We start from the raw sequence: 21117 nt of genomic DNA, 5'->3' as shown, positions 1-21117 counted from the left end.
GGGACGGTTTATGGGACTCGAAATGCTGTTTAAAATTGCTGGCGTAGGAATTTTAGTATCTGTATTTCATACCGCGCTTAAGCAGGCTGGGAAAGAAGATATGGCTCATTTATGCACTTTGGCCGGATTTGCGCTCGTTTTACTCTGGGTTGTTCAATTGCTTGGTAAATTATTTTTTACGGTACAAGATGTTTTTAAGCTCATGTAGGGGGAAGCCTCATGGATATTGTGCAGATTGTAGCCATCGGATTTATTGCAACGCTACTCAGCCTGCTAATCAAAGGTGATAGACCGGAATTTGCCCTGCAACTTAGTTTGGCCCTGACAGCGCTGATTTTTTTATTTGTGCTTGGTAAACTGAGCGTCATTCTAAATGTATTTCAGGATTTAGCTCATCGGGCCAATTTAGATCCCTTATATCTTGGACTCATTTTAAAAATTATTGGAATTGCTTATATTACAGAATTTGGCGCGCAGATATGCCGTGACGCCAATGAGGGCGCTATTGCGGGGAAAATTGAATTTGCTGGCAAAGTTCTCGTTATGGTTATGGCCGTGCCAGTTTTGGCTTTAGTGTTAGATACCATTACGAAGCTGTTACCTTGAGGTGAAATGATGAAACGTGTCATAAGCATTTTTCTCTTTTTAGGATTTTTTCTTTTGCCCGGCGTAGGAGCAGCACAGAGTGAAAAAGATGCTGAAGCACTGACAGCGCCTTTATTTGAAACGTTATCACTAGATACAGTCAATCAATTTGTCCGAGAAATGAACGGGGATTTTCAGGGGAAAGTTCCGGAATTGACAGCCGCGTCAGTTATGGAGTTTTCTTTGAAGGGATTTGCTGGCGGATCTTTTGATTTCGGTCGATTTATCATGGAAAAACTGACAGTAGAAGGGAAAAAAAATCTGCTACTACTAGGGAAAATACTTGTTCTCGCTGTATTTTGCGCTCTCTTACAAAATATCGAAAATTCTTTTGAACGGTCAGGAATTAGCCTTCTTTGCCAAAGCCTTTGTTTTGCTTTCTTAAGTGTAATGGCGCTTCATATTTTTTACGAGGTCGTGCTGACAGCTGGTCAGACCGTAGATCGTATGGTGGGATTTATGGAAGCGTTGCTGCCTGTCTTGCTTTCGCTGCTTACTGCCGTAGGCGCTTTTACATCAGCAGCACTTTTTACGCCCCTCATGCTCTTTATTGTAAATGCTACGAGTTCAGTGGTAAAAGATGTCGTACTGCCGCTATTAATCTTTTCTACTGTACTGGAATGCGTCAATTATCTAGCGGGAAAATATCGACTGGTACAATTGGCTTCGCTACTAAAACAGGGAGCTTTAGTTATTCTTGGCTTACTGCTTATTGTGTTTATTGGTTTTGTTACGGTACAGGGAGCCGCTGGCGGCGTGGCTGATAGCGTGAGTCTCAGAACCGCTAAATTTGCCGCAGGAACTTTTATTCCGGTAGTGGGTAAGATGTTTGCTGACACAGTAGAGGTTGTAATGAGCGCGTCTTTGTTGCTAAAAAACGGGGTCGGAATTTTTGGCCTTTTCGTTATTTTCCTGCTATGTCTGTTACCCTTGTTAAAGCTTCTCTCTTTAATCATTACAATTAAGTTGGCAGGTGCTTTAGTAGAGCCGCTAGGCGATGCAAAACTGGCAGCCTGTTTGCAAGGAATCGGGAATAACTTATTACTGATTTTTGGCGCAGTCCTTGCGGTGACATTAATGTTTTTTTTGGTCATTACTATGTTGATTGGTGTGGGAAATTTAGCCCTTTTGTGGCATTAGGAGCGACATTTTATGATAACTGCAGCAAGCGCTTGGCTGAAAACTATTGTTTGTATCTTGCTTTTTTCCGCTTTTTTGGAATTGTTACTGCCAAGTAGTCAAATGCGCCGCTTTACCCAGGTTGTTGTTGGGCTGTTCATTATGCTGGCACTGTTGCAACCTGTCCTTACCTTTTTTGATCCTAAAATGCTGCCAACGTTAGAACAAAAGCTAAGTGAATCTTACGAGAGCTCGCGTAGTGGTGCTAAGAATGGCAACAATAACAGCCAAACGTTTAACGACGACAAGATCGCCAAACAAATTCGGGCAGCGTTGCTGTTACTTGATGGTGTGGGAGATGTTCAGGTAACCGTGACGCTTGCCACGGACAAAGACGGAGCTTCCCTCACTAAGTTGGGCGGTGTGCATGTGCGAGTCATCAGTTCTTATAAGCAAGGAATCGAGCCTGTTGTGATTCCCGCAGTAAATCCGGCGCGAAAAGAAATTTCGCCGGAACTGAAAGAAAAGATGGTCGCGATGATTTCTCAGCTTTATCAGGTTGCCCCAGAAAAAATTATTGTAGAATAAACAAATCAAAAAGGAGGGATCTTGGTGCAACAGCAATTATCGGAAGTTTTTGCTAGGTCGGGATTAAAAAAAGCGATTCTCTACCTGCAACATAACAGCAAGATTTTTATTTTGGCTTTAGCTGGGTTTATGCTGATTGGCGTAAGTAGTTTTTGGGAGAATCCCGTCAAAACAGATGTCACTACGAAAGATATGAAATTACCATCTGTAGTGGAAAAAACGCAAGAGGAAGTTTTAGAAGCGAAGTTGGCCAATCTTTTATCACAGGTGAAAGGCGCTGGTTCGGTAACGGTACAGGTCACGCTGGCAGCTGGCGCTAGTACGGAGTTTGCCAAAAATGCAACGACCGAGAGCCGCACAATCCAGGAAAAAGATCCATCAGGGGGCGTGCGCACCACAACGGAAAATAAGAAAAACGAACAAGTTCTGCTAGCTAAAGAAAATGGGATTGATAAACCTGTGATTGTAAATGAGACGAAACCGGTAGTGAAAGGCGTTCTAGTGATTGCCGAAGGCGCGGGCGACTCTAGTGTCAAGGCTAACTTGACGAAAGCCGTGGAAACAGGGCTCGGAATTGCAGCTTATCGGGTTACTGTATTACCCCAGAGAAGGTGAGGGAAAAGTATGGTTATGACAATAGGCCGTAAAAAAACTTTTCTAGTATTCGTTTGTTTCGTGATGCTAGGCGTCGCTTTTTGGGGCGTTAAGGTATATCGAGAAGATAGCAGCAAGCAAGCAGAAATGCAGCTGAATGCGCTTCCTGTCAGTCAAAATCATAGTGAGGCGTTGCAAATAGCGGCAAGTCCTGATTTTTTTGTGGAGTATCGCCTAGAACGAGAAAAAGTGCGCAGTGAAAAAGCTGAGGTCCTTAGAGAGATTATCCGCAATTCACCGACAGAAGAAGCGCGCAGTCATGCGCAAGATTCTGTGCTTCGTTTAATGCAGGATAAGCAGAAAGAATTGGAAATGGAAAATCTCATTAAATCAAAAGGCTTTTATGATGCACTTGTTTTTATTCGCGAAGAATCGGTTAGTGCGGTAGTGAAGAGCGCTAGTCTGTCGCGAGACGATGTATTGCAAATTGCTGATATTATTCATCGCGTAGCCAACGTGAAAGCAGAGGAGATTACAATTAGTGCAAAACCGTAAGAGAAGCTCTCATGTAAAAAGAGGAATACTAGAAATAAAAGAGAATTTTTTTAGAGGGAAAGAAATAGTAAAATGATAATGTCTCTGGTATAATATGATAGTTAGTAACCGACCTTATAGGTAAGAATAAAAGCGAAATAGAGAGTGGTTTGCTTATATTGGAGGGGTTTCTTCTTGGAAGAAAGCAAAAAGGATGGAACAGCGCGGGGCGATGTAGGATCGATTCGTATTGCTGATGAAGTCGTCGGTATTGTAGCTGGTATGGCTGCTACGGAAGTTGCCGGAGTAGCTGGCATGAGTGGCGGACTTGTAGGCGGGATTGCTGAAATGCTCGGAAAGAAGAATTTATCTAAGGGCGTTAAAGTAGAAGTCGGCGAGAAAGAAGCGGCTGTTGATCTCTATGTGATAGTGGAGTATGGCGCGAGAATTCCTGATGTAGCGTTAAAAGTGCAAGAAAATGTAAAACGGGCCATTGAATCCATGACCGGTCTTGATGTAGTGGAAGTTAATATTCACGTGCAGGGCGTCGGCTTTAGCTCCGATATAAAAGAGGAAGATATTCGCGTTCGCTAAAGGAAAGGGGTCGCTATGGGAATTGTCGATCGGATCATTATTACTCTTTATACACTATTATTGGCTTTCTTAGCTGCTGCGGTTGTGTTATTGGCCGTGGATCTTCTTCCTGTTGAGATTGTGTGGACAAGCATTCATTATATACATGGAAGGTGGGAAGCAGGGCTTATTGGCGTCCTGCTGCTTTTAGTGAGTTTAAGACTATTTCTGGCTGGGCTTCGTTCCAGTAAAAAATATCATGAAACCATTGTTCATCACGGTGAGCGCGGCGATATTTTAATTACGCTTGATGCTGTAGAAAACCTTGTGGAAAAAACGGCCCGTCATACGCGCGGCGTACGGTCTGTTAAGGTAAAAGTGCGGAAAAATGCTGAAGTCCTGCAAGTTACCGTGAAAGCAGTGATTAGTCCTGAAAGCCATGTGCCTACTGTGGGCGCAGAAATGCAAAAACGCATTGACGACTATATTAAAAACACAGTAGGTGTGGAGTTATCCCATGTAGAGGTTTTGGTTGAAAATATTTCGAATGATTTTAAAGCCAGACAGCGTGTGGAATAGGAGGGCAATTGATGAATCGTGAATTGATTGAGGCAATTTGGGAGCACCATAGCGGAAAAATTGTCGGGGCTTTGAGCGGTTTTCTCATTGCTACTTTTATTTTGTTTTTTGGATTTTTCCATACTTTGTTTGTGCTTTTTTGTATTGGAATTGGTTATTTTATTGGTAAACGAATTGATGAGAAAGAAGATATTATGGATATCTTGGAACGCTTTTTGCCGCCAGGGTATCATCGTTAAGGAAAGAGGTTGATTATGAGTCGTAGAATAGCAAGAGAATTGGCGTTACAAGCTTTATTCCATTTGGATTTTAATAAAAGCACGGTAGATGCTGCCTTAGATAGTGTTTGTGAAGAACGAGAAGAGCTTTCAAAAAGCGCCCGTGATTATGCGAAGCTGTTGCTGATCGGAACGAGTGAGCGGCAGGATGAGATTGATCAAATTATTACTGCCATTTCTAAAGAATGGAAAGTAGAGCGTATGGCGGGAATTGACCGGAATATTGTTAGGATGGCAATTTATGAACTGCAGTTTGCGAAAGAAAAGCTTTCGGCTGGCGTAATTATTAATGAAGCAATCGAATTGGCAAAATGTTACGGAACGGATCAATCAGGACGTTTTGTCAATGGAATTCTTGGATCGCTCGTAAAAGAACAACAGTCATGAGACTCTTTTTGGGCCTTGATACAAGCTGTTATACTACGTCAGCAGCTGTATTTAATGAGGCAGGGCGTTTTCTTGGCGCTAGTCGCAAACTGCTTACGGTCCCTGCGGGGAAACGCGGGTTGTCTCAGTCAGAAATGGTCTTTCAGCATACGAGAAATTTACCGGTGGTGTTAAAGTCCGCGTTACAATCGCTGTCAGAAACAGATTGGGCGGCTGTGGCCGCTTCGATTGCGCCTCGTCCTGTAGCGGATTCTTATATGCCGGCTTTTTTAGTTGGCAAGGGGATGGGGGAAGCGATCGCTTTAAGTCACGAAGTTCCTTTTTATGGGCTAAGTCATCAGGAAAATCACATTTATGCCGGGCTCGTTTCAGCCGAAGGCTTGACGGAAAGAGCCTTTTTAGCAGTACACGCATCAGGTGGCACAACAGATATTCTCAAAGTTGTGCGCCCAACTAAGGCTTCGATGAGTATAGAACAATTAAACTCAACTCTAGATATTTCGGCAGGACAGTTTATTGACCGAATTGGCGTAAAGCTAGGACTTGCTTTTCCGGCTGGACCGCATCTGGAAGCATTGGCTAAAACCAGTGAGCTTTCGGGGGGGCAAGAGAATTTACCTATTGTTTGTCGACCGAATGGTGTCAGTTTTGCCGGACCGGAAACGGCTTTGACCAAATGGATTCAGGCGGGACGAAATTCTTCTGATATAGCTGCAGCAGCTCAGTGGATTGTTGCTAGGACGCTAGGCAGAATGATTGAACGAGAAGCGCTAGCGACAGGTCTGCAAGATGTGTTACTCGTAGGCGGTGTTATGTCCAATCAGTTTATTCGTTCTTACATAGAAGGCTTTTTGATGAAGCGGCGACTTTCACTTAGACTGTTTTTTGCAAAACCGGAGTTTAGCTCTGATCACGCTTTGGGAGCTGCTTTCTTTGCATCGCTTAGACACTCTTTATAATACTTTGGCATAAGCTAGAGTAAAAAGAGTGGAGGGCTTGGCTATGCTCTTACACATCCTTTTTGGCGCTGCTATCGGTATGTTAATCGGCCATTTAATTCCGCCAGGCTACTTTTTTTGGTTTCTCGTTGGTGCTGCGGCTGGCTTTTTCGTACAACGTTATTGGCGCCGATAAATCAGATTCATTGCTTTTGCTCTTTTGGAGCAAAAGTTTTTTTATGGATTTCTTTTGACTAGCTTTAGGGAAACGTTTACAATAGGGTAGAAAAGCAGACTATAATAGTCTTTTATAGATGATTCCAGGAGTTTTTAAAGCGAGGTTCTGTTATGAGTGTTTTATCAGTTACGGAAGCAACGCGTTATATGAAACAGCTATTTGAGTCAGACAAGCTGCTTAGCGCTTTATGGGTGCAGGGAGAAATCTCGAACTTTAAGCAGCATACATCGGGCCATTGCTACTTTACTTTGAAGGATTCTCAGGCAACGCTTCGTTCTGTTATGTTTCGGGGGCGTGCTCAATTTTTAAAGTTCCGACCCAAAGATGGAATGAAAGTTATCGCTTGCGGCCGTATTTCCTTATATGAACGGGATGGGCAGTATCAGCTTTATGTGGATCAACTTGTGCCGGAAGGGATTGGCGAGCTTAGCTTAGCTTATGAACAGCTTAAGGAGAAGTTAGAACAGGAAGGGCTTTTTCGTCCGGAGATAAAGCAAAAATTACCCTTTTTACCTAAGGCTGTTGGTATTATTACGTCGAAAACGGGTGCGGCGCTGCGCGATATTATTTCGGTAAGTAAGCGTCGTTATCCGGCGGTGTCTTTAGTTCTTTATCCTGTAGCTGTACAGGGGACTGAGGCTGCCGGACAGATTGCCACTGCTCTTGCCAGGATGAATGACTATGGTAAGGTCGATGTGATCATCGTAGGGCGCGGCGGCGGTTCCCTAGAAGAGCTGTGGGCTTTTAATGAAGAGATTGTTGTTAGGGCAATTAGCGAATCGAAAATACCAGTTATTTCTGCTGTTGGCCATCAGACTGATTATACGCTCGCTGATTTTGCTGCGGACTGCCGGGCTGCTACGCCTTCCCAGGCCGCAGAACTCGCTGTGCCTGATGTCAATGATTTGCTCAGACACTTGCGTTCTCAGCAGGAACGACTGGCCGTGGCTGTACGTGGCCGTATTTCTTTCGGCCGTCTCCGCTTGGAGGCTGCCGCAAATGCTCGGATCATGCGTCATCCTTATGATTTGATTGTGCCATATCAACAACTTCTTGATACGTATCGACAGAATTTGCTGGGCTCGGCTGGGAAAAAACAGGAAGAAAGTAGGCTGCGATTTGTTCATTTAGCCGAGAAGCTGGCGTTACTAAATCCGCTGTCGGTGTTAGGGCGCGGCTATAGTATTTTGCGTCGCGCTGACGGTACTGTGATCAGACGGTCTGATCAGGTTCATGCTGATGAAACGATTCAGGCAGCGCTGTTTTCGGGAACTCTAGAGCTTAAGGTATTATCTGCAAAGGGGGAGACGCCAAGTGAGTCGAAATAGCAAGGTGTTGCCGAAGGATGAGACGATACACTTTGAAGCAGCAATGGAACAACTCGAGAAAATTGTGAAGGAATTAGAACAAGGCGAGTTACCCTTAGAAGAGTCTTTAGCGGCTTTTGCTGAGGGAATGAATTTATCGGAGATTTGTTTGGCAAAACTAAATCAAGCAGAGAAAACGCTTGATAAAATTCTTTCTAGCCGCGACGGTGTGGTAAAGGAAAAACAGTTGTCCCTGTTGGAGGATGAATGATGCTAAAAGATTATTTGAAAGAGCAAGCGCAGTTTATTGATCAAGAGTTGCAAAGTGTTGTACCGGCGCTTTCGGCAGCGGATGCAAAATTATCGGAAGCGATGCGTTATAGTCTTCACGCTGGCGGCAAGCGACTGCGGCCGATTTTACTTATGGCAGCGGCGGAAGCTGTGGGGGGCGACGGAAGGGATTTTGCCAAGGTCGCCTGTGGGCTAGAAATGATTCATACTTATTCTCTCATTCACGATGACCTGCCAGTCATGGATAATGATGATTATCGGCGCGGCAAGCTTACGAATCATAAAGTGTTTGGTGATGCCATTGCTTTACTGGCTGGCGATGCGCTACTAACGGAAGCCTTTGCTGTTATTTTATCGCAGCCAAAAGCAGATCCTGCTGTACTGTGTCAGGTAGCCAGAGAAATCGCGCAAGCGGCTGGTCCAGCGGGGATGGTAGGCGGTCAAGTGGTTGATCTTTTATCAGAAAACAAACAAATTGATAGTGAAACTTTAAAATATATGCATAGACAGAAAACAGGCGCTCTGTTTCGGGCGGCAGTCCGTAGTGGCGCACTGTTGGCTGGAGCGAGTCCAGAGCAGTTAGCGTCGTTGACCGATTATGCCGCTCATTTCGGTTTGGCTTTCCAAATTACTGATGACATTTTAGATGTTGTCGGTACGACCGAAAAAATCGGTAAGCCTGTAGGCAGTGATGAACGGAATCATAAATCAACGTATGTAACGCTATATACGCTTGAAGGCGCTAGAAAAATGGCGCAAGGCTGTGTCATAGCGGCAGACCAGGCGCTTGCTTCCTTTGGATCTAAAGCACAGAATCTTTCGCAGCTTGTCCAGTATTTAGTTGCGCGCGAAAGTTAAGGAGGGGTAGAGTGTGGGGGAATTTATGGCCTTAATCGGTCTGAATGTAACCTTGATGACAGCGCTGACTTCTTGGTTTGTGGCGCAAGTACTCAAAACCATTACTTTTGCCTGGAAAGATAAAGAGTTTAATGCACGACGTATGGTTGGCGCTGGTGGAATGCCCAGTTCCCATACATCACTTGTTGTTTCACTGGCGGCAGCTGTCGGGTTTCATGACGGTTGGGAGTCGCCGCTATTTGCGGTTACGGTCGTATTAGCTTCCATTGTTATGTATGATGCAGCTGGCGTACGGCGGGCTGCGGGGAAACAAGCTAAAGTAATTAATGAACTTGTCAGAGAAATGAAGGTTGAGCATACGATTCGGGAAAATCGCTTAAAAGAGCTGCTCGGCCATACACCGCTTGAAGTTTTTGCCGGAGCTTTACTTGGTTTTGGTATTGCCTACGGATTTCACAAACTCTATTTATAAGCTGACTGAGGTTAGCTGCTGATTGAAAGAGGGGAAAAAGGTTGAACCGAATTTTAGAGACGATCAACCAGCCACAGGATATAAAAAAGTTATCTTTCGCTGAAATTGAACTGCTCGCGAAGGAAATTCGTACATTGCTTGTCACGACGATTGCCGAGACGGGCGGCCATTTGGCGCCTAATTTAGGGGTTGTCGAGCTGACTTTAGCGCTTCATAAAGTATATAATAGTCCCGACGATAAAATTGTCTGGGATGTGGGGCATCAGAGCTATGTCCATAAAATTCTCACAGGGCGAAAGGAAGCCTTTACAACACTAAGGACTTACGGCGGTATGAGCGGGTTTCCTAAGCGTTCTGAAAGCAATCACGATATTTACGGAACGGGTCATTCCAGTACGTCTATATCAGCTGCGCTGGGAATTGCTTTGGCCCGCGATTTAAAAGCAGAGAAAAACTCTGTAGTTGCTGTGATTGGCGATGGTTCGCTTACGGGCGGTATGGCCTATGAGGCAATTAATAATGCCGGAAATTCCAAAACGTCACTTACTGTAATCCTAAATGATAATGAAATGTCTATAGCCAAAAATGTCGGAGCAATGTCAGACTATCTTACGGGGCTTCGCTCGATGCCGGCCTATGCTAAAGTGAAGCATGATGTAGAATCGCTTTTGCGGGCAATCCCGTCGATTGGTGATAAGGTGGCTAACACGGTGGAACGGGTGAAGGACAGTGTAAAATATCTTGTCGTTCCTGGCATGTGGTTTGAAGAGCTGGGCTTTACCTATATGGGACCGATTGACGGTCATAATTTTCACTCACTTGTGGAGACTTTCCAGCAAAGTAAAAAGATCAAAGGTCCTGTGCTGATTCATGTACTGACACAAAAAGGTAAAGGCTATTTACCAGCTGAAACAAGCCCTGACAAATTTCATGGCGTAGGGCCTTTTTCTGTTGCTACAGGCGAAATACAATCAAAGCCAGGGCCGAAAAGCTATACAAGTGTTTTTGGCGATACGCTGATTGAGCTAGCGGAAAAAGATCCGTCCATTGTGGCAATTACGGCAGCTATGCCGGAAGGAACGGGACTTCGGAAATTCAGCAGTCGCTTTCCTACAAGGTTTTTCGATGTGGGAATTGCCGAACAGCATGCTTTGACACTAGCTGGCGGTATGGCTACAGAAGGCTTGAAGCCTGTTGTGGCGCTTTATTCGACTTTTTTACAGCGTGGTTACGATCAAGTACTGCACGATCTTTGTTTGCAGAATCTGCCTGTTGTTTTGGCGATTGATCGCGCTGGCCTTGTCGGCGAAGATGGTCCAACTCACCATGGCACGTTTGATCTGTCTTTTTTGCGCCATATGCCCAATATAACGATCATGGCGCCAAAAGATGAGAATGAGCTACGGCATATGTTAAAGACCGCTTTTGAACTCAAGGGGCCTGTAGCGATCCGTTATCCTCGCGGCGCTGGTGTTGGCGCTGCCATGACCGAAGAAGTGCATAGTCTGGAAACAGCCTGTGCGGAAGAATTAAAAATAGGGACACAGGTGGCTTTTTTAACGGTAGGAACGATGGTTAAGCCTTGTCTAGAAGCGGCTGAAATCTTGGCAAAGCAGGAGATTAGCGCTTCTGTGGTGAATATGCGGTTTATTAAACCTCTTGATTATAAAGCAATTCGAAAAGCGGCGCGTGAAGTCGGCTTGATTGTTACTGTTGAAGAAAATGTTTTGTCAGGTGGCTTTGGATCAGCTGTTCTCGAGTATATCAACGAAGAGCAGTTCCAATGGACCAAGGTTTTGCGAATTGGCCTGCCTGATCAGTTCATTGAGCATGGCGCTCGCAGTATCTTGTTGGCAAAATACGGTCTCGACAGTGAGAGCATTGCGGCTACGGTACGAGCTTATTTGGGAAAACAGGGTGTGAAGTAATGGCAAAAGAACGTCTTGATCAATTGTTAGTCAAAAAAGGTCTTGTGGCAAGCCGCGAACGAGCTCGCAGCGCGATCATGGCTGGAAAGGTTTTCGTCGCTGGACAGAAAATTGATAAGGCCGGAACGTTAATAGCGCCGGAAGCGGCGATTGAATTAAAAGGGCATGATATTCCTTTTGTGAGCCGCGGCGGCTTAAAGTTAGCTAAGGCAGTCCAGTTTTTCTCGCTGTCGTTGGCGGGGAAAACGATGATTGATATTGGCGCTTCGACGGGCGGCTTTACGGATTGTGCATTGCAGCAAGGCGCTCGCAAGGTTTTCGCCATTGATGTAGGCTATGGTCAGCTAGCTTGGTCGCTACGGACTGACGAACGCGTGGTTAATATGGAACGGACGAATATCCGTCATGTAACGCCAGACCAGATTGGCGAATCAATTGATTTCATTTCCATTGATGTTGCTTTTATTTCACTTGATAAAGTGCTGCCTGTGGCTAAGGAGCTGCTTAGCGAAGGCGGTGAACTTGTAGCGCTAATTAAGCCTCAATTTGAAGCAGGCCGGGAGAAGGTGGGCAAGAAAGGCGTTGTGCGTGACCCGCTTGTTCATATTGAAGTAATTGCAAAAATTATCAATTTGGCAGATCATCTAGAATTTATAATTGCCGGACTTACTTTTTCGCCCATTAAGGGACCTGAGGGCAATATTGAATATCTGCTTTATCTAAAAAAACAGACAGATAAGTCAGTTGACGAAATGGTTTTTGATCAGAGTCGTATTGAAGGTCTTGTGGCGGAGGCTCATGGAAATCTTACGGAACGAACGGAGGAGGCGCCTTGCTGACACTTGGTTTATTTCCTAATATAAAAAAGGCGCAGGCTGAAGCAGTTGCCGCAAGGATTGCTGCGTATCTGAAGGAACGATCGATTCGTGTTGTTGTTCCAGCTGAAGCTGGAGAAATCATGGATTTTCCTACCCTAAACTGCAGCCCTGTAGGTTTAAAGGACGTTGATATTGTTCTGACCTTAGGCGGCGACGGAACGTTCATGAATGTTGCTAGAACGATTGCGCCGCAAAAAATACCTGTTTGTGGTGTGAATTTGGGAAAACTTGGTTTTTTAACCGAAGTAGAACTCAATGAAGTAGAAGCGGCTTTGGAGTCTTTACTATCAGGGCAATATCGCGTCGAAGAGCGACTGATGCTGCAAGCTGCGGTAGAAAATAAGTCAGGCTGCAGCCAAGCGATCGCCTTAAATGATATTGTTGTAACGAAAAGCGGCTATTCGCGGATCATTCGCTTGAACTTGTTTGTAAATGATGTCTATACGGCTACTTATCCGGCGGATGGCTTGATTATTTCTACGCCAACAGGAGCGACAGCCTATTCACTTTCCGCTGGCGGACCTTTTGTGGAGCCAAATTTAAATATTATGGTCATTACGCCGATTTGCTCTCATACGTTGTATTCCCGCTCATTAATTGTGTCAGGTGACGATGTGATTCGAATTTCTCTGGAAGAAACAAGCGCTGATGTTGTACTTAGCGCCGATGGACAGAATTTGTTTCCGCTAGAGGGAAATTCGCAGGTAGTGATCCGTCGGGCTGATGATCAAGCGCGCTTTATTCGCTTTCATGATAAGAGTTATTTTGATATTTTACGAAACAAGTTATGTCGAGGCGATAGTTGTGATTCGTAATGCCGTGATGTTTGTTCAGCACATATTAAAGGAAAGAGTAGCAGCAGCTACTTGCCTCGTTGATGCGACCTGCGGCAACGGTTGGGATACCTTGTTTTTAGCGCAGCATTCGCCTGATACAGCTAAAATTTATGCTTTTGATATTCAAGCGCAAGCAGTTAGTGCTACGAAGGAACGACTGATAGCAGCAGGTCTTGATCATAAGGTTACTATTTTACTGGATAGCCATGAAAGAATTGACCAGTATGTAGAGTCTATTGATATCGCTTTGTTTAATCTTGGTTATTTGCCGAAAGGCGGTCATGAACTTACTACCAAGGCAGCAACTACGTTACAGGCAGTAGAAAGAATTTTACCGTTGCTGCAGCCTGGCGGAATGATTGCACTTGTAGCGTATCCCGGCCATGAAGAAGGCCAAAATGAAGCAATAGCGCTAAAAGAATTTTTAAGTTCTTTGCCGCAGACAGATTATTATACCGGTATTTGGCAGATGCTGAATCAGATTCATCAACCGCCATTACTATATTTAGTTGAAAAAACAAGGAGTGAACGTTGTGAAAGGGTTGCGACACGCGAAGATTAAAGATATCGTTGACCGTCACATCATTGAAACGCAGGAGGACCTGGCGGAAGCCCTAAAACGTGATGGGATTGAAGTCACCCAGGCTACTGTGTCTCGCGACATCAAAGAATTAATGCTAATTAAAGTGCCTACAGGCGACGGCCATTATCGCTACGCCTTTCCGGCTGAACAGAATACTCCTTTTTCCCAGTCTCGCATGGCTAGGGTGTTTCAAGATTCTATTACATCCATTGATTTTAGCGAAAACATTATTGTGCTGCGGACTATGCCTGGAACGGCTCAATCTGTCGCCTACAATATCGACTATGTTCGCTGGCCGGAAGTCCTAGGGACTGTAGCTGGCGATGATACGATTTTTGTCATTGTAAAGCCCAAAGATGCTGTCGAAAAGGTAATCGCGAAATTTGAAGCCTTTCGTCGGGGTTAGAAGTTGCAGCACCTTGCTTAGGTAAGGGAGGAGAACCATGCTAAAGTCCTTAAGTGTAACGAACTTTGCTTTGATTGAACAGGCGGTTATTGAGTTTTCTGCCGGTCTGAATGTGTTGACAGGCGAAACTGGCGCTGGAAAATCGATTTTGATCGATGCTTTTAATATTGTTCTCGGAGCGCGTGCGTCTACCGAATTTATTCGCTATGGTACTGATTTTTTTCGTGTAGAAGCTTTATTTTTTATGGATCAATCTTTGCCAGAATTAGAAAATTTATTACAAGAACAAGGCCTTGATTGGAATGAAGGCACTTTGATTCTGACTCGGCGACTTAATCAGGCAGGAAAAAATGTAATTACTTTGAATAATTCTCACATTACGCTTCAGCTTCTGAAAAAAATTGGCGCTATTCTTGTTGATATGCATGGTCAACATGAAAATCAGGCGTTATTAAAGCCGGAAAAATATATTGAAATTCTTGATGAATCGAGTAAGGAAATTCGTCAAGCCTTGCCGTTATATCAAGAAATCTATCAGGCATGGCAGGCAAAAAAGAAGGAAATCGCTGCAATTAAGATGCAGTCGCGGCAAAGAGAGCAGCGCTTTGATATGCTTTCTTGGCAGCTTAAAGAAATTCAGGGCGCTAAGCTTGTTGGCGGCGAGGAAGAAACGCTAGAAAAAGAAATTTCTCGGTTAGCCAATATGGAGAAGATTTCACAAGCGGCTGTTAGCGCTTACTCGTTGTTGCAGCAAGATCAAGCGAAACGGCCAGCTTTGACTCCAGCCCTGACGGAGCTGAAAAAGCACCTGGAATTTTTAAGCCGTTACGATGAAGCCTTCCAAGAGAAAAGTGCTGCCATTGCCGACATGGTTTATCAGTTAGAAGAAGTTGCTTTTAAGTTGCGCGATTACCAGGAGTCCTTTGAATTTAGCCCCAAGCGCCTTGATGAATTACAAAGCCGCATGGATTTACTTTATAAGCTGAAGAAGAAGTATGGCGCTACAGTAGACGAAGTTATAGCCTATGGCGAAAAGATTGCATCAGAGTTAGATTATATGGAAAACTTTGATGAACATATTGAAAAACTCGCTAAAGAGTTGCAAAACCTAGAGGGAAAATTAGCGCAGCAGGCTGATGGTTTACAGCAGCTACGTTTGGTCGCCGCGACAGAGCTTAGCGAAAATATAACGGAGCATTTACAGAGTTTGAGTATGCCTGACGGACTTTTTTTAGCGGAAGTTACCGAAATGGCTGATTTTACACCTACAGGTAAAAATGAAGTTGTATTTCTCTTTTCAGCCAATCGCGGCGAAATACCGATGCCGCTCTTTAAAGTAGCTTCAGGCGGCGAACTTTCGCGGCTGGCTTTAGCCATTAAGACGGTTTCTGCGCGACGCGATAAAGTGCCGACGATGGTTTTTGATGAAGTGGACAGTGGGATTGGCGGTCAGACCGGACAAGCTGTAGCGGAAAAAATTGCGCAGATTGCTACCTATAAACAGGTGCTATGTATTACTCATTTGCCGCAAATTGCCGCTGTAGCGGATGAACAGTTATTTATTGAAAAAAATGTAGAACAAGACAGGACGGTTACATCGATTCGTTTGCTTGATGAACCATCTAGAATATTAGAATTAAGTCGTATGCTCGTCGGGACGGAGCTTACCGAATCAGCCATGGATAATGCTAGGCAAATGCTGCAGCGAGCAAAACGAAAAAAGGAAAATTTACTTGCTAAAACGCAACCATAATGGTTTGCGTTTTTTTTATGGCAATACCCTCCGGAATATTCTCAATCTTTTTCGGGCATGTTTTAAACATGACCTTTTAAAAGATTTTGTGAGGGAGGGGGGCCATTGTCGAAAAATTCCTTTCGGGTGTTTATGGCTTGCTTGTGTATTTTTTTTATTTGTCTTGTCTGCGTTTCATCACCTTTTCAAACTCTCTATAAATTGCCGCAAGATATTCATATTCTACAAGGGGAAGAGACTTCTTTTACCGTTTTTTTTCCTTTGTCTGTTGTTGTCGCCCCACAGGAAAATCGCGAACAGAGTATTATTGTAAAAGATAATATGAATACTACGTCTGATAGTTGGTCTCATCCTGTGCGCCTAAAAACTGTTTCGCTAGGTACGACGACAATCCAGTTTAATTTATTTGGCTTGATTCCAGTGCGCACCGTGCATGTCGATGTACTGCCTACCTTAAAATTGGTGCCTGGCGGGCATTCTATCGGTGTTGTGCTTCATTCACAGGGCGTGATTGTAGTCGGCTATTCGCCCATTTTAGGCGAGGAAGAAAAAGCTTTAAATCCGGCGCGAGAAGCAGGCTTGTTAGTTGGTGACGTAGTGTTAGCTGTCAATGGAACGCCGATCGAAAGTGATACACAGTTATCTGAAATGATTGATCGCGCTGGCAAAGAAAAAATTTTACTCGATTTATTGGTTAAACGCGGCGAAACAAAGTTGTCTCTGGCCATGCGACCGCTGTTTTGTTCGGAAACGCAACGCTATCGTCTCGGGCTATTTGTGCGCGACAGTGCGGCCGGCGTCGGTACTTTGACTTATTATGACCCAGAGTCTAAAATATATGGCGCTTTAGGCCATGTAATTACCGATAGTGATACAAATCAGGCGATTGATTGTGAGCAGGGGAAAATTGTTTCTGCCGTAGTTTCCGGAATTCAGCAAGGAAAACGGGGACAGCCAGGCGAAAAAATCGGCGTTTTTCTGGAAGAAAATAAATTGCTTGGCGATATTCAAAAGAATACTAATTTTGGTATTAGCGGTGAATTGGCCGAACCACTAGACAATGATCTGTATACGGAAGCTTTACCTGTAGCATCCATGAATCAGGTTCAAACAGGGCCTGCTGAAATTTTAACTGTTGTTGACGGACAAACGATTGAACGGTTTTCTATTGAAATTCAAAAAGTCAATCTGCAAGAAGTGCCTGAAGGAAAAGGTCTGGTGATTCAAATTACTGATCCGAGGCTTTTAGCAAAGACCGGTGGGATAGTACAGGGAATGAGCGGTAGCCCCATTATTCAGCAAGGCAAGCTAGTTGGTGCTGTAACTCATGTGTTTGTCCATGACCCAACGAAGGGATATGGATGCTTTATTGACTGGATGCTTATGGAAAGCGGGATCTTGCCGAAGCAAAAAGAGAGAGCAGTGAGTCAACTCTTTACAAGAGTTTCTCACTGCTCTCTTTTCTATCGACCTATTTTAGTGTACAATGAGAGCAAAAGATCAAATAATGTCCCTAATATATCATTTTCTAGTAAATGTGTATTTTTTTTCCAATTTAGGAAGGGAATTGCTTTCGCTTGTCGAATCGATCTTATAGATTAATATTCAGGGAGGCTGTACCATGATCAAAGAATCCATCAAAGTAGCGATTGCCGATGATAATCGGGAGTTTGCCGGTATTATGGAAGAATTTTTGCAGAATCAGGCGGATATTGAATTGGTAGGCGTAGCCTACAATGGTGAAGAAATTTTAAAGGTAATTGATGAACAGAGTCCTGATGTGGTTATTCTTGATATTATTATGCCTCATCTTGACGGAATTGGTGTGTTAGAACAATTAAATTCCCGCGGGGGAAAACGGCCTAAAATCATTATGTTGACAGCTTTCGGACAGGAAGGGATTACCCAGCGCGTTGTTGAACTTGGCGCTGACTATTATGTACTCAAGCCGTTTAATATGGACGTACTCGTCAGCCGTATTCGCCAGCTGGCGACAACGTTGACTTCGCAGCGTCCAGTGGTAGCTCAGGCCATTAAAGCTCGACCGATTGATGTGGAAGTAACGAACATTATTCGTGAAATTGGAATTCCGGCTCACATTAAAGGCTATCAGTATCTACGTGATGCTATTATGATGATCATTAATGAAATGGAGTTGCTTGGCGCTGTGACCAAGGTGCTCTATCCGATGATTGCCGAAAAGTATTCGACAACGCCGTCGCGTGTAGAAAGAGCGATTCGTCATGCCATTGAAGTAGCATGGAGCCGCGGTAATATTGATATGATTAACCGCTTGTTTGGCTATACCGTAAAATTGGAAAAAGGCAAGCCAACCAATTCTGAATTTATGGCGATGATTGCTGACAAACTAAGAATGGAAATGCGAGCTTAAAAGTAAACTTATAAAGCTACATAAAAGAGTCGAAAAAAGCCGTGAATGTTCACGGCTTTTTCTGCGATTTACTATGAGGTGATTAGGATGGAATTAAAAGAAACAATGCTTTTGAGTGAACAGGTTTTTTCTGGATCGATTATTACGGTTTGTCAGGATCAGATCGAATTACCAAATGGACGCAAGACAAAACGCGACGTAGTGCTTCATCCTGGCGCCGCGGCGATTGTGCCAGTTACGAAAGCAGGGAAGCTGGTACTAGTGCGCCAGTACCGCTATCCAGTACAGACTGTATTATTAGAAATTCCAGCAGGTAAGTTAGATCAAGGGGAAAGCCCGGAAGTTTGTGCGCGGCGAGAATTGGAAGAAGAAACAGGTTTTCAAGCGGGAACTTTAACAAAGTTGACAGCGATCTATACAGCACCGGGTTTTTCCAATGAAATCATTCATATTTATTTAGCTCAGGAATTGATGAAGACCAAGCAGCAGCTTGACAGTGATGAATTTTTAAATGTAGAGGAATATTCGCGCGAACAAGTACAGGCAATGATTCGTTCCGGCGAAATTTGTGATGCAAAAAGCATTACAGGAATTATGCTAGCGGAAAGCTTATTGCGATGAGACAGTTTCAGGCTGATTTTCATATCCATGTTGGGATGAGTGAAAGCGGACGCTGGATTAAGATTCCAACGTCCGCGAAATTGACTGTTCGCAATATTTTAGAGGAAGCAGCGTACAAGGGAATTGATTTTCTCGGTATTATTGATGCCCTGTCGCCGCTGGTTCAGTCAGATTTAGCCTGTCTGGAAGCGGAAGGGCTGCTAACGCCTTTAGCGGCAGGCGGGTATATCTATCAAGGGAAAAAAAATCCCGTTTATCTGATTCTTGGAGCTGAAGTAGAAACGACAGAAGTCGGCGGCGGTGTCTGTCATACGCTGTTATATTTACCGGATCGTATGGCTATTGCGGCGCTGACGAAGCATTTAAGCGCTTTTATAAAAAATGTGAATATGAGCTCGCAAAATGCTCATATGACCCTTGGACGGCTAGTGGATCTTGCGTCAGAGCATGAAGCGATCATTGTTCCTGCTCATATTTTCACGCCCTTTAAGAGCTTGTATGGGGCGACAGCAAGCCGAATGGAAAAGATCCTTACAGATACACAGCGTAGTAAAATTGCTGGTGCTGAAATCGGGTTGAGTGCTGATAGCCTGTTGGCTGATTGTATTGGCGAGTTAGCTGATTTTACACTGTTAAGTAATTCTGATGCCCATTCACTTGACCGGATTGGTCGGGAAAGTAATACGATTTTGTTAGCTGAGCCTAGTTTTTCGGAATATAAAAAATTATTACTCCGTCACGATGGCCGCAGAATTTTAAAAAATTACGGTTTGGATCCAAGACTTGGTAAATATCACAAGACACATTGTTTAGACTGTGGCAATCATGAAACGTTTATAAGTCTTGCAGCAAACAAGTTTGCCTGTGGGCGTTGCCAAAGCCTGAAAGTGGTGCGAGGCGTTTTTGATCGGATTCAGCAAATCGCTGATTACAGTAAGCCGCGTCATCCTGATCATCGACCTCCTTATCATTATCAACTTCCGCTTAACTTTTTGCCCGGAATCGGCGCTAAGACAGCGAAAAAGCTGCGAGATTCTTTTGTTTCAGAATTTTATATCTTACATGAAGCTTCCTATGAAGAACTGAGCTCAGTAGTAAAAGACAAAGTAGCAACGATCATTTTAGGGGCTAGGGAAGGTTCGTTGGCGATTAATGCTGGCGGCGGTGGATTTTATGGTAAGGTTATTAGTGATTCTTAAAAGAAAAGTCTAAGAGCTCCTTCTTTTGCATACACTGAAACGAGTGATAGCAAAAGAGGTGGGGCGGGACATGCTCAAAAGCTTGCAATACAGCATTCGGATGTTTTTACGAAACCATATCGTAGCCTTTTTCTTTATGGTTTTATTTTTTTCTGTGGGAATTGTCGTAGGGGCTCTTGCGGTAAAAGTATTGCCTGATGAACAGAAAATCGAACTAGCCGGTTATTTGCACCTCTTTTTTTCTGGGCTATCGCAAGGCACAGAAGTGAATAAACTGGAGCTTTTTGGCAGTGCCCTATGGAATCAAAGTAAAGTCGTCTTATTTATGTGGATTCTGGGCTTTACCATAGTGGGAATCCCTTTTGTGATTTTTCTTGTATTTACGCGAGGGTTTATTATTGGTTTTACTGTGGGCTTTTTAGTGAATGAGTATGTAATGCGCGGCCTGCTGTTTGCTTTTGCCGCTGTCATTCCCCATAGCATTTTTTCGGTTCCTGCTGTACTAGTGGCAGGCGTAGCTGCGGCAAGCTTTTCCTGGATGCTTTTGAAGCGGCGCGGTAAAGGCAAACGCGGTATTGTGGCGGAAGCGGTCAGTTACAGCTTTATTTGTTTTGTCATGCTGTGCTTGATGATAACAGCAGCCGCGGTAGAAGTTTATATTTCACCTGTATTTATGAAACTTGCTGCTGGCTTTTTAGTCGGTCATACACCTTAAGGGGCTATCGCTGTTCGAAGCGAGGGTCCCTTTTTCGCGCATAAAGGTAAGTAGCAGTGAATAGATATATAACAGGCATTATGTAAAAATTGCCGGAAAAGAGGAACAGACATGAGAAAGTTAAGCAAAATTTCTTGCTTGGTCTTGATACTTTTTCTTGGTTTCGTGCTGGCTTTTTTGCTGTTTACTTTTTGGCACAGCCGTGTTCCCAGCAGCACGATACCGGATCGGCCCATTCAGGAAAAGCCCTTGCGTGTTCATGCCTTGTCCGCAGTTTTTGCCGACAGTTTACAAAAGAGCGAAAAATAATTCTTTATCCGACAGGAAAAGAAAGGAATCCCTTATTGCGGCGTGGAATAAACAACCAATAATGAAGCCTGAAACAGGCGTCAAGCGGTAGGCTAA

The 21117-nt window shown here is 44.1% G+C and carries 28 protein-coding genes; all 28 read left to right on the top strand.

All coding sequences use genetic code 11. The features are described 5' to 3' along the window. Positions 1-10: 10 nt before the first annotated feature. The 28 genes from spoIIIAC (at position 11) to AC0MXB_RS14190 (ending at position 21021) form a co-directional block, all read left to right on the top strand. A complete protein-coding gene (gene spoIIIAC / locus AC0MXB_RS14325; protein ID WP_474040391.1) occupies positions 11-208 on the top strand; it encodes a stage III sporulation protein AC in 198 nt (65 codons plus the stop codon). A gap of 11 nt (positions 209-219) precedes the next feature. Further along, positions 220-606: a stage III sporulation protein AD gene (spoIIIAD, locus tag AC0MXB_RS14320; protein ID WP_474040390.1), complete on the top strand. Its 387-nt coding sequence runs from the start codon at positions 220-222 to the stop codon at positions 604-606. Between the two features lie 6 nt (positions 607-612). Further along, positions 613-1785, top strand: coding sequence for a stage III sporulation protein AE (gene spoIIIAE, locus AC0MXB_RS14315; RefSeq protein WP_474040389.1), 1173 nt, complete (start codon positions 613-615; stop codon positions 1783-1785). Between the two features lie 12 nt (positions 1786-1797). After that, positions 1798-2352, top strand: coding sequence for a stage III sporulation protein AF (gene spoIIIAF, locus AC0MXB_RS14310; RefSeq protein ID WP_474040388.1), 555 nt, complete (start codon positions 1798-1800; stop codon positions 2350-2352). A 24-nt stretch (positions 2353-2376) separates the two neighbouring features. Continuing rightward, positions 2377-2967, top strand: coding sequence for a hypothetical protein (locus AC0MXB_RS14305; protein ID WP_474040387.1), 591 nt, complete (start codon positions 2377-2379; stop codon positions 2965-2967). 9 nt (positions 2968-2976) lie between these two features. Then, complete coding sequence (locus tag AC0MXB_RS14300) at positions 2977-3501, top strand: SpoIIIAH-like family protein (RefSeq protein ID WP_474040386.1); 525 nt, start codon at positions 2977-2979, stop codon at positions 3499-3501. A gap of 174 nt (positions 3502-3675) precedes the next feature. Then, positions 3676-4074, top strand: a complete 399-nt coding sequence (locus AC0MXB_RS14295) for an Asp23/Gls24 family envelope stress response protein (RefSeq protein ID WP_474040385.1) — start codon at positions 3676-3678, stop codon at positions 4072-4074. Positions 4075-4089: 15 nt separating this feature from the next. Then, positions 4090-4632: an alkaline shock response membrane anchor protein AmaP gene (gene amaP, locus AC0MXB_RS14290; RefSeq protein WP_474040384.1), complete on the top strand. Its 543-nt coding sequence runs from the start codon at positions 4090-4092 to the stop codon at positions 4630-4632. Between the two features lie 11 nt (positions 4633-4643). Next, a complete protein-coding gene (locus AC0MXB_RS14285; protein WP_474040383.1) occupies positions 4644-4871 on the top strand; it encodes a DUF2273 domain-containing protein in 228 nt (75 codons plus the stop codon). Positions 4872-4886: 15 nt separating this feature from the next. Further along, entirely contained in the window at positions 4887-5297 is a 411-nt protein-coding gene (nusB, locus tag AC0MXB_RS14280) for a transcription antitermination factor NusB (protein ID WP_474040382.1), read from the top strand. Continuing rightward, positions 5294-6256, top strand: coding sequence for a Kae1-like domain-containing protein (locus tag AC0MXB_RS14275; protein WP_474040381.1), 963 nt, complete (start codon positions 5294-5296; stop codon positions 6254-6256). The genes nusB and AC0MXB_RS14275 overlap by 4 nt, the downstream gene beginning before the upstream one ends. Before the next feature lie 43 nt (positions 6257-6299). After that, positions 6300-6431 carry a hypothetical protein gene (locus AC0MXB_RS14270; RefSeq protein WP_474040380.1) on the top strand — a complete coding sequence of 44 codons (132 nt, stop codon included), beginning with the start codon at positions 6300-6302 and terminating at the stop codon, positions 6429-6431. A 152-nt stretch (positions 6432-6583) separates the two neighbouring features. Next, positions 6584-7801 carry an exodeoxyribonuclease VII large subunit gene (gene xseA, locus AC0MXB_RS14265; RefSeq protein ID WP_474040379.1) on the top strand — a complete coding sequence of 406 codons (1218 nt, stop codon included), beginning with the start codon at positions 6584-6586 and terminating at the stop codon, positions 7799-7801. After that, a complete protein-coding gene (gene xseB, locus AC0MXB_RS14260) occupies positions 7788-8051 on the top strand; it encodes an exodeoxyribonuclease VII small subunit (RefSeq protein WP_474040378.1) in 264 nt (87 codons plus the stop codon). Before xseA ends, xseB begins: the two co-directional genes overlap by 14 nt. Further along, positions 8051-8929 (top strand): polyprenyl synthetase family protein, encoded by an 879-nt coding sequence (locus AC0MXB_RS14255; protein WP_474040465.1) that lies wholly within the window; start codon positions 8051-8053, stop codon positions 8927-8929. The genes xseB and AC0MXB_RS14255 overlap by 1 nt, the downstream gene beginning before the upstream one ends. Positions 8930-8942: 13 nt before the next feature. After that, positions 8943-9401, top strand: a complete 459-nt coding sequence (locus AC0MXB_RS14250) for a divergent PAP2 family protein (RefSeq protein ID WP_474040377.1) — start codon at positions 8943-8945, stop codon at positions 9399-9401. Positions 9402-9442: 41 nt separating this feature from the next. Beyond that, positions 9443-11329 (top strand): 1-deoxy-D-xylulose-5-phosphate synthase, encoded by a 1887-nt coding sequence (gene dxs, locus AC0MXB_RS14245; protein ID WP_474040376.1) that lies wholly within the window; start codon positions 9443-9445, stop codon positions 11327-11329. Further along, positions 11329-12168, top strand: coding sequence for a TlyA family RNA methyltransferase (locus AC0MXB_RS14240; RefSeq protein WP_474040375.1), 840 nt, complete (start codon positions 11329-11331; stop codon positions 12166-12168). The genes dxs and AC0MXB_RS14240 overlap by 1 nt, the downstream gene beginning before the upstream one ends. After that, complete coding sequence (locus tag AC0MXB_RS14235) at positions 12162-13022, top strand: NAD(+)/NADH kinase (protein ID WP_474040374.1); 861 nt, start codon at positions 12162-12164, stop codon at positions 13020-13022. Before AC0MXB_RS14240 ends, AC0MXB_RS14235 begins: the two co-directional genes overlap by 7 nt. Next, the gene (gene mnmM, locus AC0MXB_RS14230; RefSeq protein ID WP_474040373.1) at positions 13012-13605 is read left to right on the top strand and encodes a tRNA 5-(aminomethyl)-2-thiouridylate-methyltransferase MnmM; all 594 of its coding nucleotides are present in this window, start codon (positions 13012-13014) and stop codon (positions 13603-13605) included. The genes AC0MXB_RS14235 and mnmM overlap by 11 nt, the downstream gene beginning before the upstream one ends. Further along, on the top strand, positions 13577-14032 hold the full coding sequence (gene argR, locus AC0MXB_RS14225; protein ID WP_474040372.1) for an arginine repressor: 456 nt from the start codon (positions 13577-13579) through the stop codon (positions 14030-14032). Before mnmM ends, argR begins: the two co-directional genes overlap by 29 nt. Before the next feature lie 37 nt (positions 14033-14069). Beyond that, on the top strand, positions 14070-15785 hold the full coding sequence (recN, locus tag AC0MXB_RS14220; RefSeq protein ID WP_474040371.1) for a DNA repair protein RecN: 1716 nt from the start codon (positions 14070-14072) through the stop codon (positions 15783-15785). A gap of 105 nt (positions 15786-15890) precedes the next feature. After that, the gene (gene spoIVB, locus AC0MXB_RS14215; protein WP_474040370.1) at positions 15891-17387 is read left to right on the top strand and encodes a SpoIVB peptidase; all 1497 of its coding nucleotides are present in this window, start codon (positions 15891-15893) and stop codon (positions 17385-17387) included. Positions 17388-17406: 19 nt separating this feature from the next. Continuing rightward, positions 17407-18177: a sporulation transcription factor Spo0A gene (gene spo0A, locus AC0MXB_RS14210; RefSeq protein WP_474040369.1), complete on the top strand. Its 771-nt coding sequence runs from the start codon at positions 17407-17409 to the stop codon at positions 18175-18177. 87 nt (positions 18178-18264) lie between these two features. After that, the gene (locus AC0MXB_RS14205) at positions 18265-18798 is read left to right on the top strand and encodes an NUDIX domain-containing protein (protein ID WP_474040368.1); all 534 of its coding nucleotides are present in this window, start codon (positions 18265-18267) and stop codon (positions 18796-18798) included. Continuing rightward, positions 18795-19997, top strand: a complete 1203-nt coding sequence (locus AC0MXB_RS14200) for a TIGR00375 family protein (RefSeq protein ID WP_474040367.1) — start codon at positions 18795-18797, stop codon at positions 19995-19997. The genes AC0MXB_RS14205 and AC0MXB_RS14200 overlap by 4 nt, the downstream gene beginning before the upstream one ends. A 70-nt stretch (positions 19998-20067) precedes the next feature. After that, complete coding sequence (gene spoIIM, locus AC0MXB_RS14195; protein WP_474040366.1) at positions 20068-20712, top strand: stage II sporulation protein M; 645 nt, start codon at positions 20068-20070, stop codon at positions 20710-20712. 111 nt (positions 20713-20823) lie between these two features. Continuing rightward, positions 20824-21021 carry a hypothetical protein gene (locus AC0MXB_RS14190; protein WP_474040365.1) on the top strand — a complete coding sequence of 66 codons (198 nt, stop codon included), beginning with the start codon at positions 20824-20826 and terminating at the stop codon, positions 21019-21021. The last annotated feature ends 96 nt before the right edge of the window (positions 21022-21117 follow it).

This window comes from Pelorhabdus sp. sgz311001 (assembly GCF_055901755.1).
Note: the sequence above shows the minus strand (reverse complement) of the source record. Positions and strands in the feature narration are given on the sequence as shown.

What these genes read in the sequence shown, in the direction of transcription:
- spoIIIAD (WP_474040390.1), top strand. Translation starts at nt 220, where the DNA reads ATGGATATTGTGCAGATTGTAGCCATCGGATTTATTGCAACGCTACTC.
- nusB (WP_474040382.1), top strand. Translation starts at nt 4,887, where the DNA reads ATGAGTCGTAGAATAGCAAGAGAATTGGCGTTACAAGCTTTATTCCAT.
- AC0MXB_RS14270 (WP_474040380.1), top strand. Translation starts at nt 6,300, where the DNA reads ATGCTCTTACACATCCTTTTTGGCGCTGCTATCGGTATGTTAATCGGC.
- AC0MXB_RS14255 (WP_474040465.1), top strand. Translation starts at nt 8,051, where the DNA reads ATGCTAAAAGATTATTTGAAAGAGCAAGCGCAGTTTATTGATCAAGAG.
- spo0A (WP_474040369.1), top strand. Translation starts at nt 17,407, where the DNA reads ATGATCAAAGAATCCATCAAAGTAGCGATTGCCGATGATAATCGGGAG.
- xseA (WP_474040379.1), top strand. Translation starts at nt 6,584, where the DNA reads ATGAGTGTTTTATCAGTTACGGAAGCAACGCGTTATATGAAACAGCTA.
- spoIIIAF (WP_474040388.1), top strand. Translation starts at nt 1,798, where the DNA reads ATGATAACTGCAGCAAGCGCTTGGCTGAAAACTATTGTTTGTATCTTG.
- AC0MXB_RS14200 (WP_474040367.1), top strand. Translation starts at nt 18,795, where the DNA reads ATGAGACAGTTTCAGGCTGATTTTCATATCCATGTTGGGATGAGTGAA.
- AC0MXB_RS14205 (WP_474040368.1), top strand. Translation starts at nt 18,265, where the DNA reads ATGGAATTAAAAGAAACAATGCTTTTGAGTGAACAGGTTTTTTCTGGA.
- amaP (WP_474040384.1), top strand. Translation starts at nt 4,090, where the DNA reads ATGGGAATTGTCGATCGGATCATTATTACTCTTTATACACTATTATTG.
- AC0MXB_RS14275 (WP_474040381.1), top strand. Translation starts at nt 5,294, where the DNA reads ATGAGACTCTTTTTGGGCCTTGATACAAGCTGTTATACTACGTCAGCA.
- AC0MXB_RS14300 (WP_474040386.1), top strand. Translation starts at nt 2,977, where the DNA reads ATGGTTATGACAATAGGCCGTAAAAAAACTTTTCTAGTATTCGTTTGT.
- AC0MXB_RS14190 (WP_474040365.1), top strand. Translation starts at nt 20,824, where the DNA reads ATGAGAAAGTTAAGCAAAATTTCTTGCTTGGTCTTGATACTTTTTCTT.
- spoIIIAC (WP_474040391.1), top strand. Translation starts at nt 11, where the DNA reads ATGGGACTCGAAATGCTGTTTAAAATTGCTGGCGTAGGAATTTTAGTA.
- spoIIIAE (WP_474040389.1), top strand. Translation starts at nt 613, where the DNA reads ATGATGAAACGTGTCATAAGCATTTTTCTCTTTTTAGGATTTTTTCTT.
- recN (WP_474040371.1), top strand. Translation starts at nt 14,070, where the DNA reads ATGCTAAAGTCCTTAAGTGTAACGAACTTTGCTTTGATTGAACAGGCG.
- AC0MXB_RS14285 (WP_474040383.1), top strand. Translation starts at nt 4,644, where the DNA reads ATGAATCGTGAATTGATTGAGGCAATTTGGGAGCACCATAGCGGAAAA.
- AC0MXB_RS14240 (WP_474040375.1), top strand. Translation starts at nt 11,329, where the DNA reads ATGGCAAAAGAACGTCTTGATCAATTGTTAGTCAAAAAAGGTCTTGTG.
- spoIIM (WP_474040366.1), top strand. Translation starts at nt 20,068, where the DNA reads ATGCTCAAAAGCTTGCAATACAGCATTCGGATGTTTTTACGAAACCAT.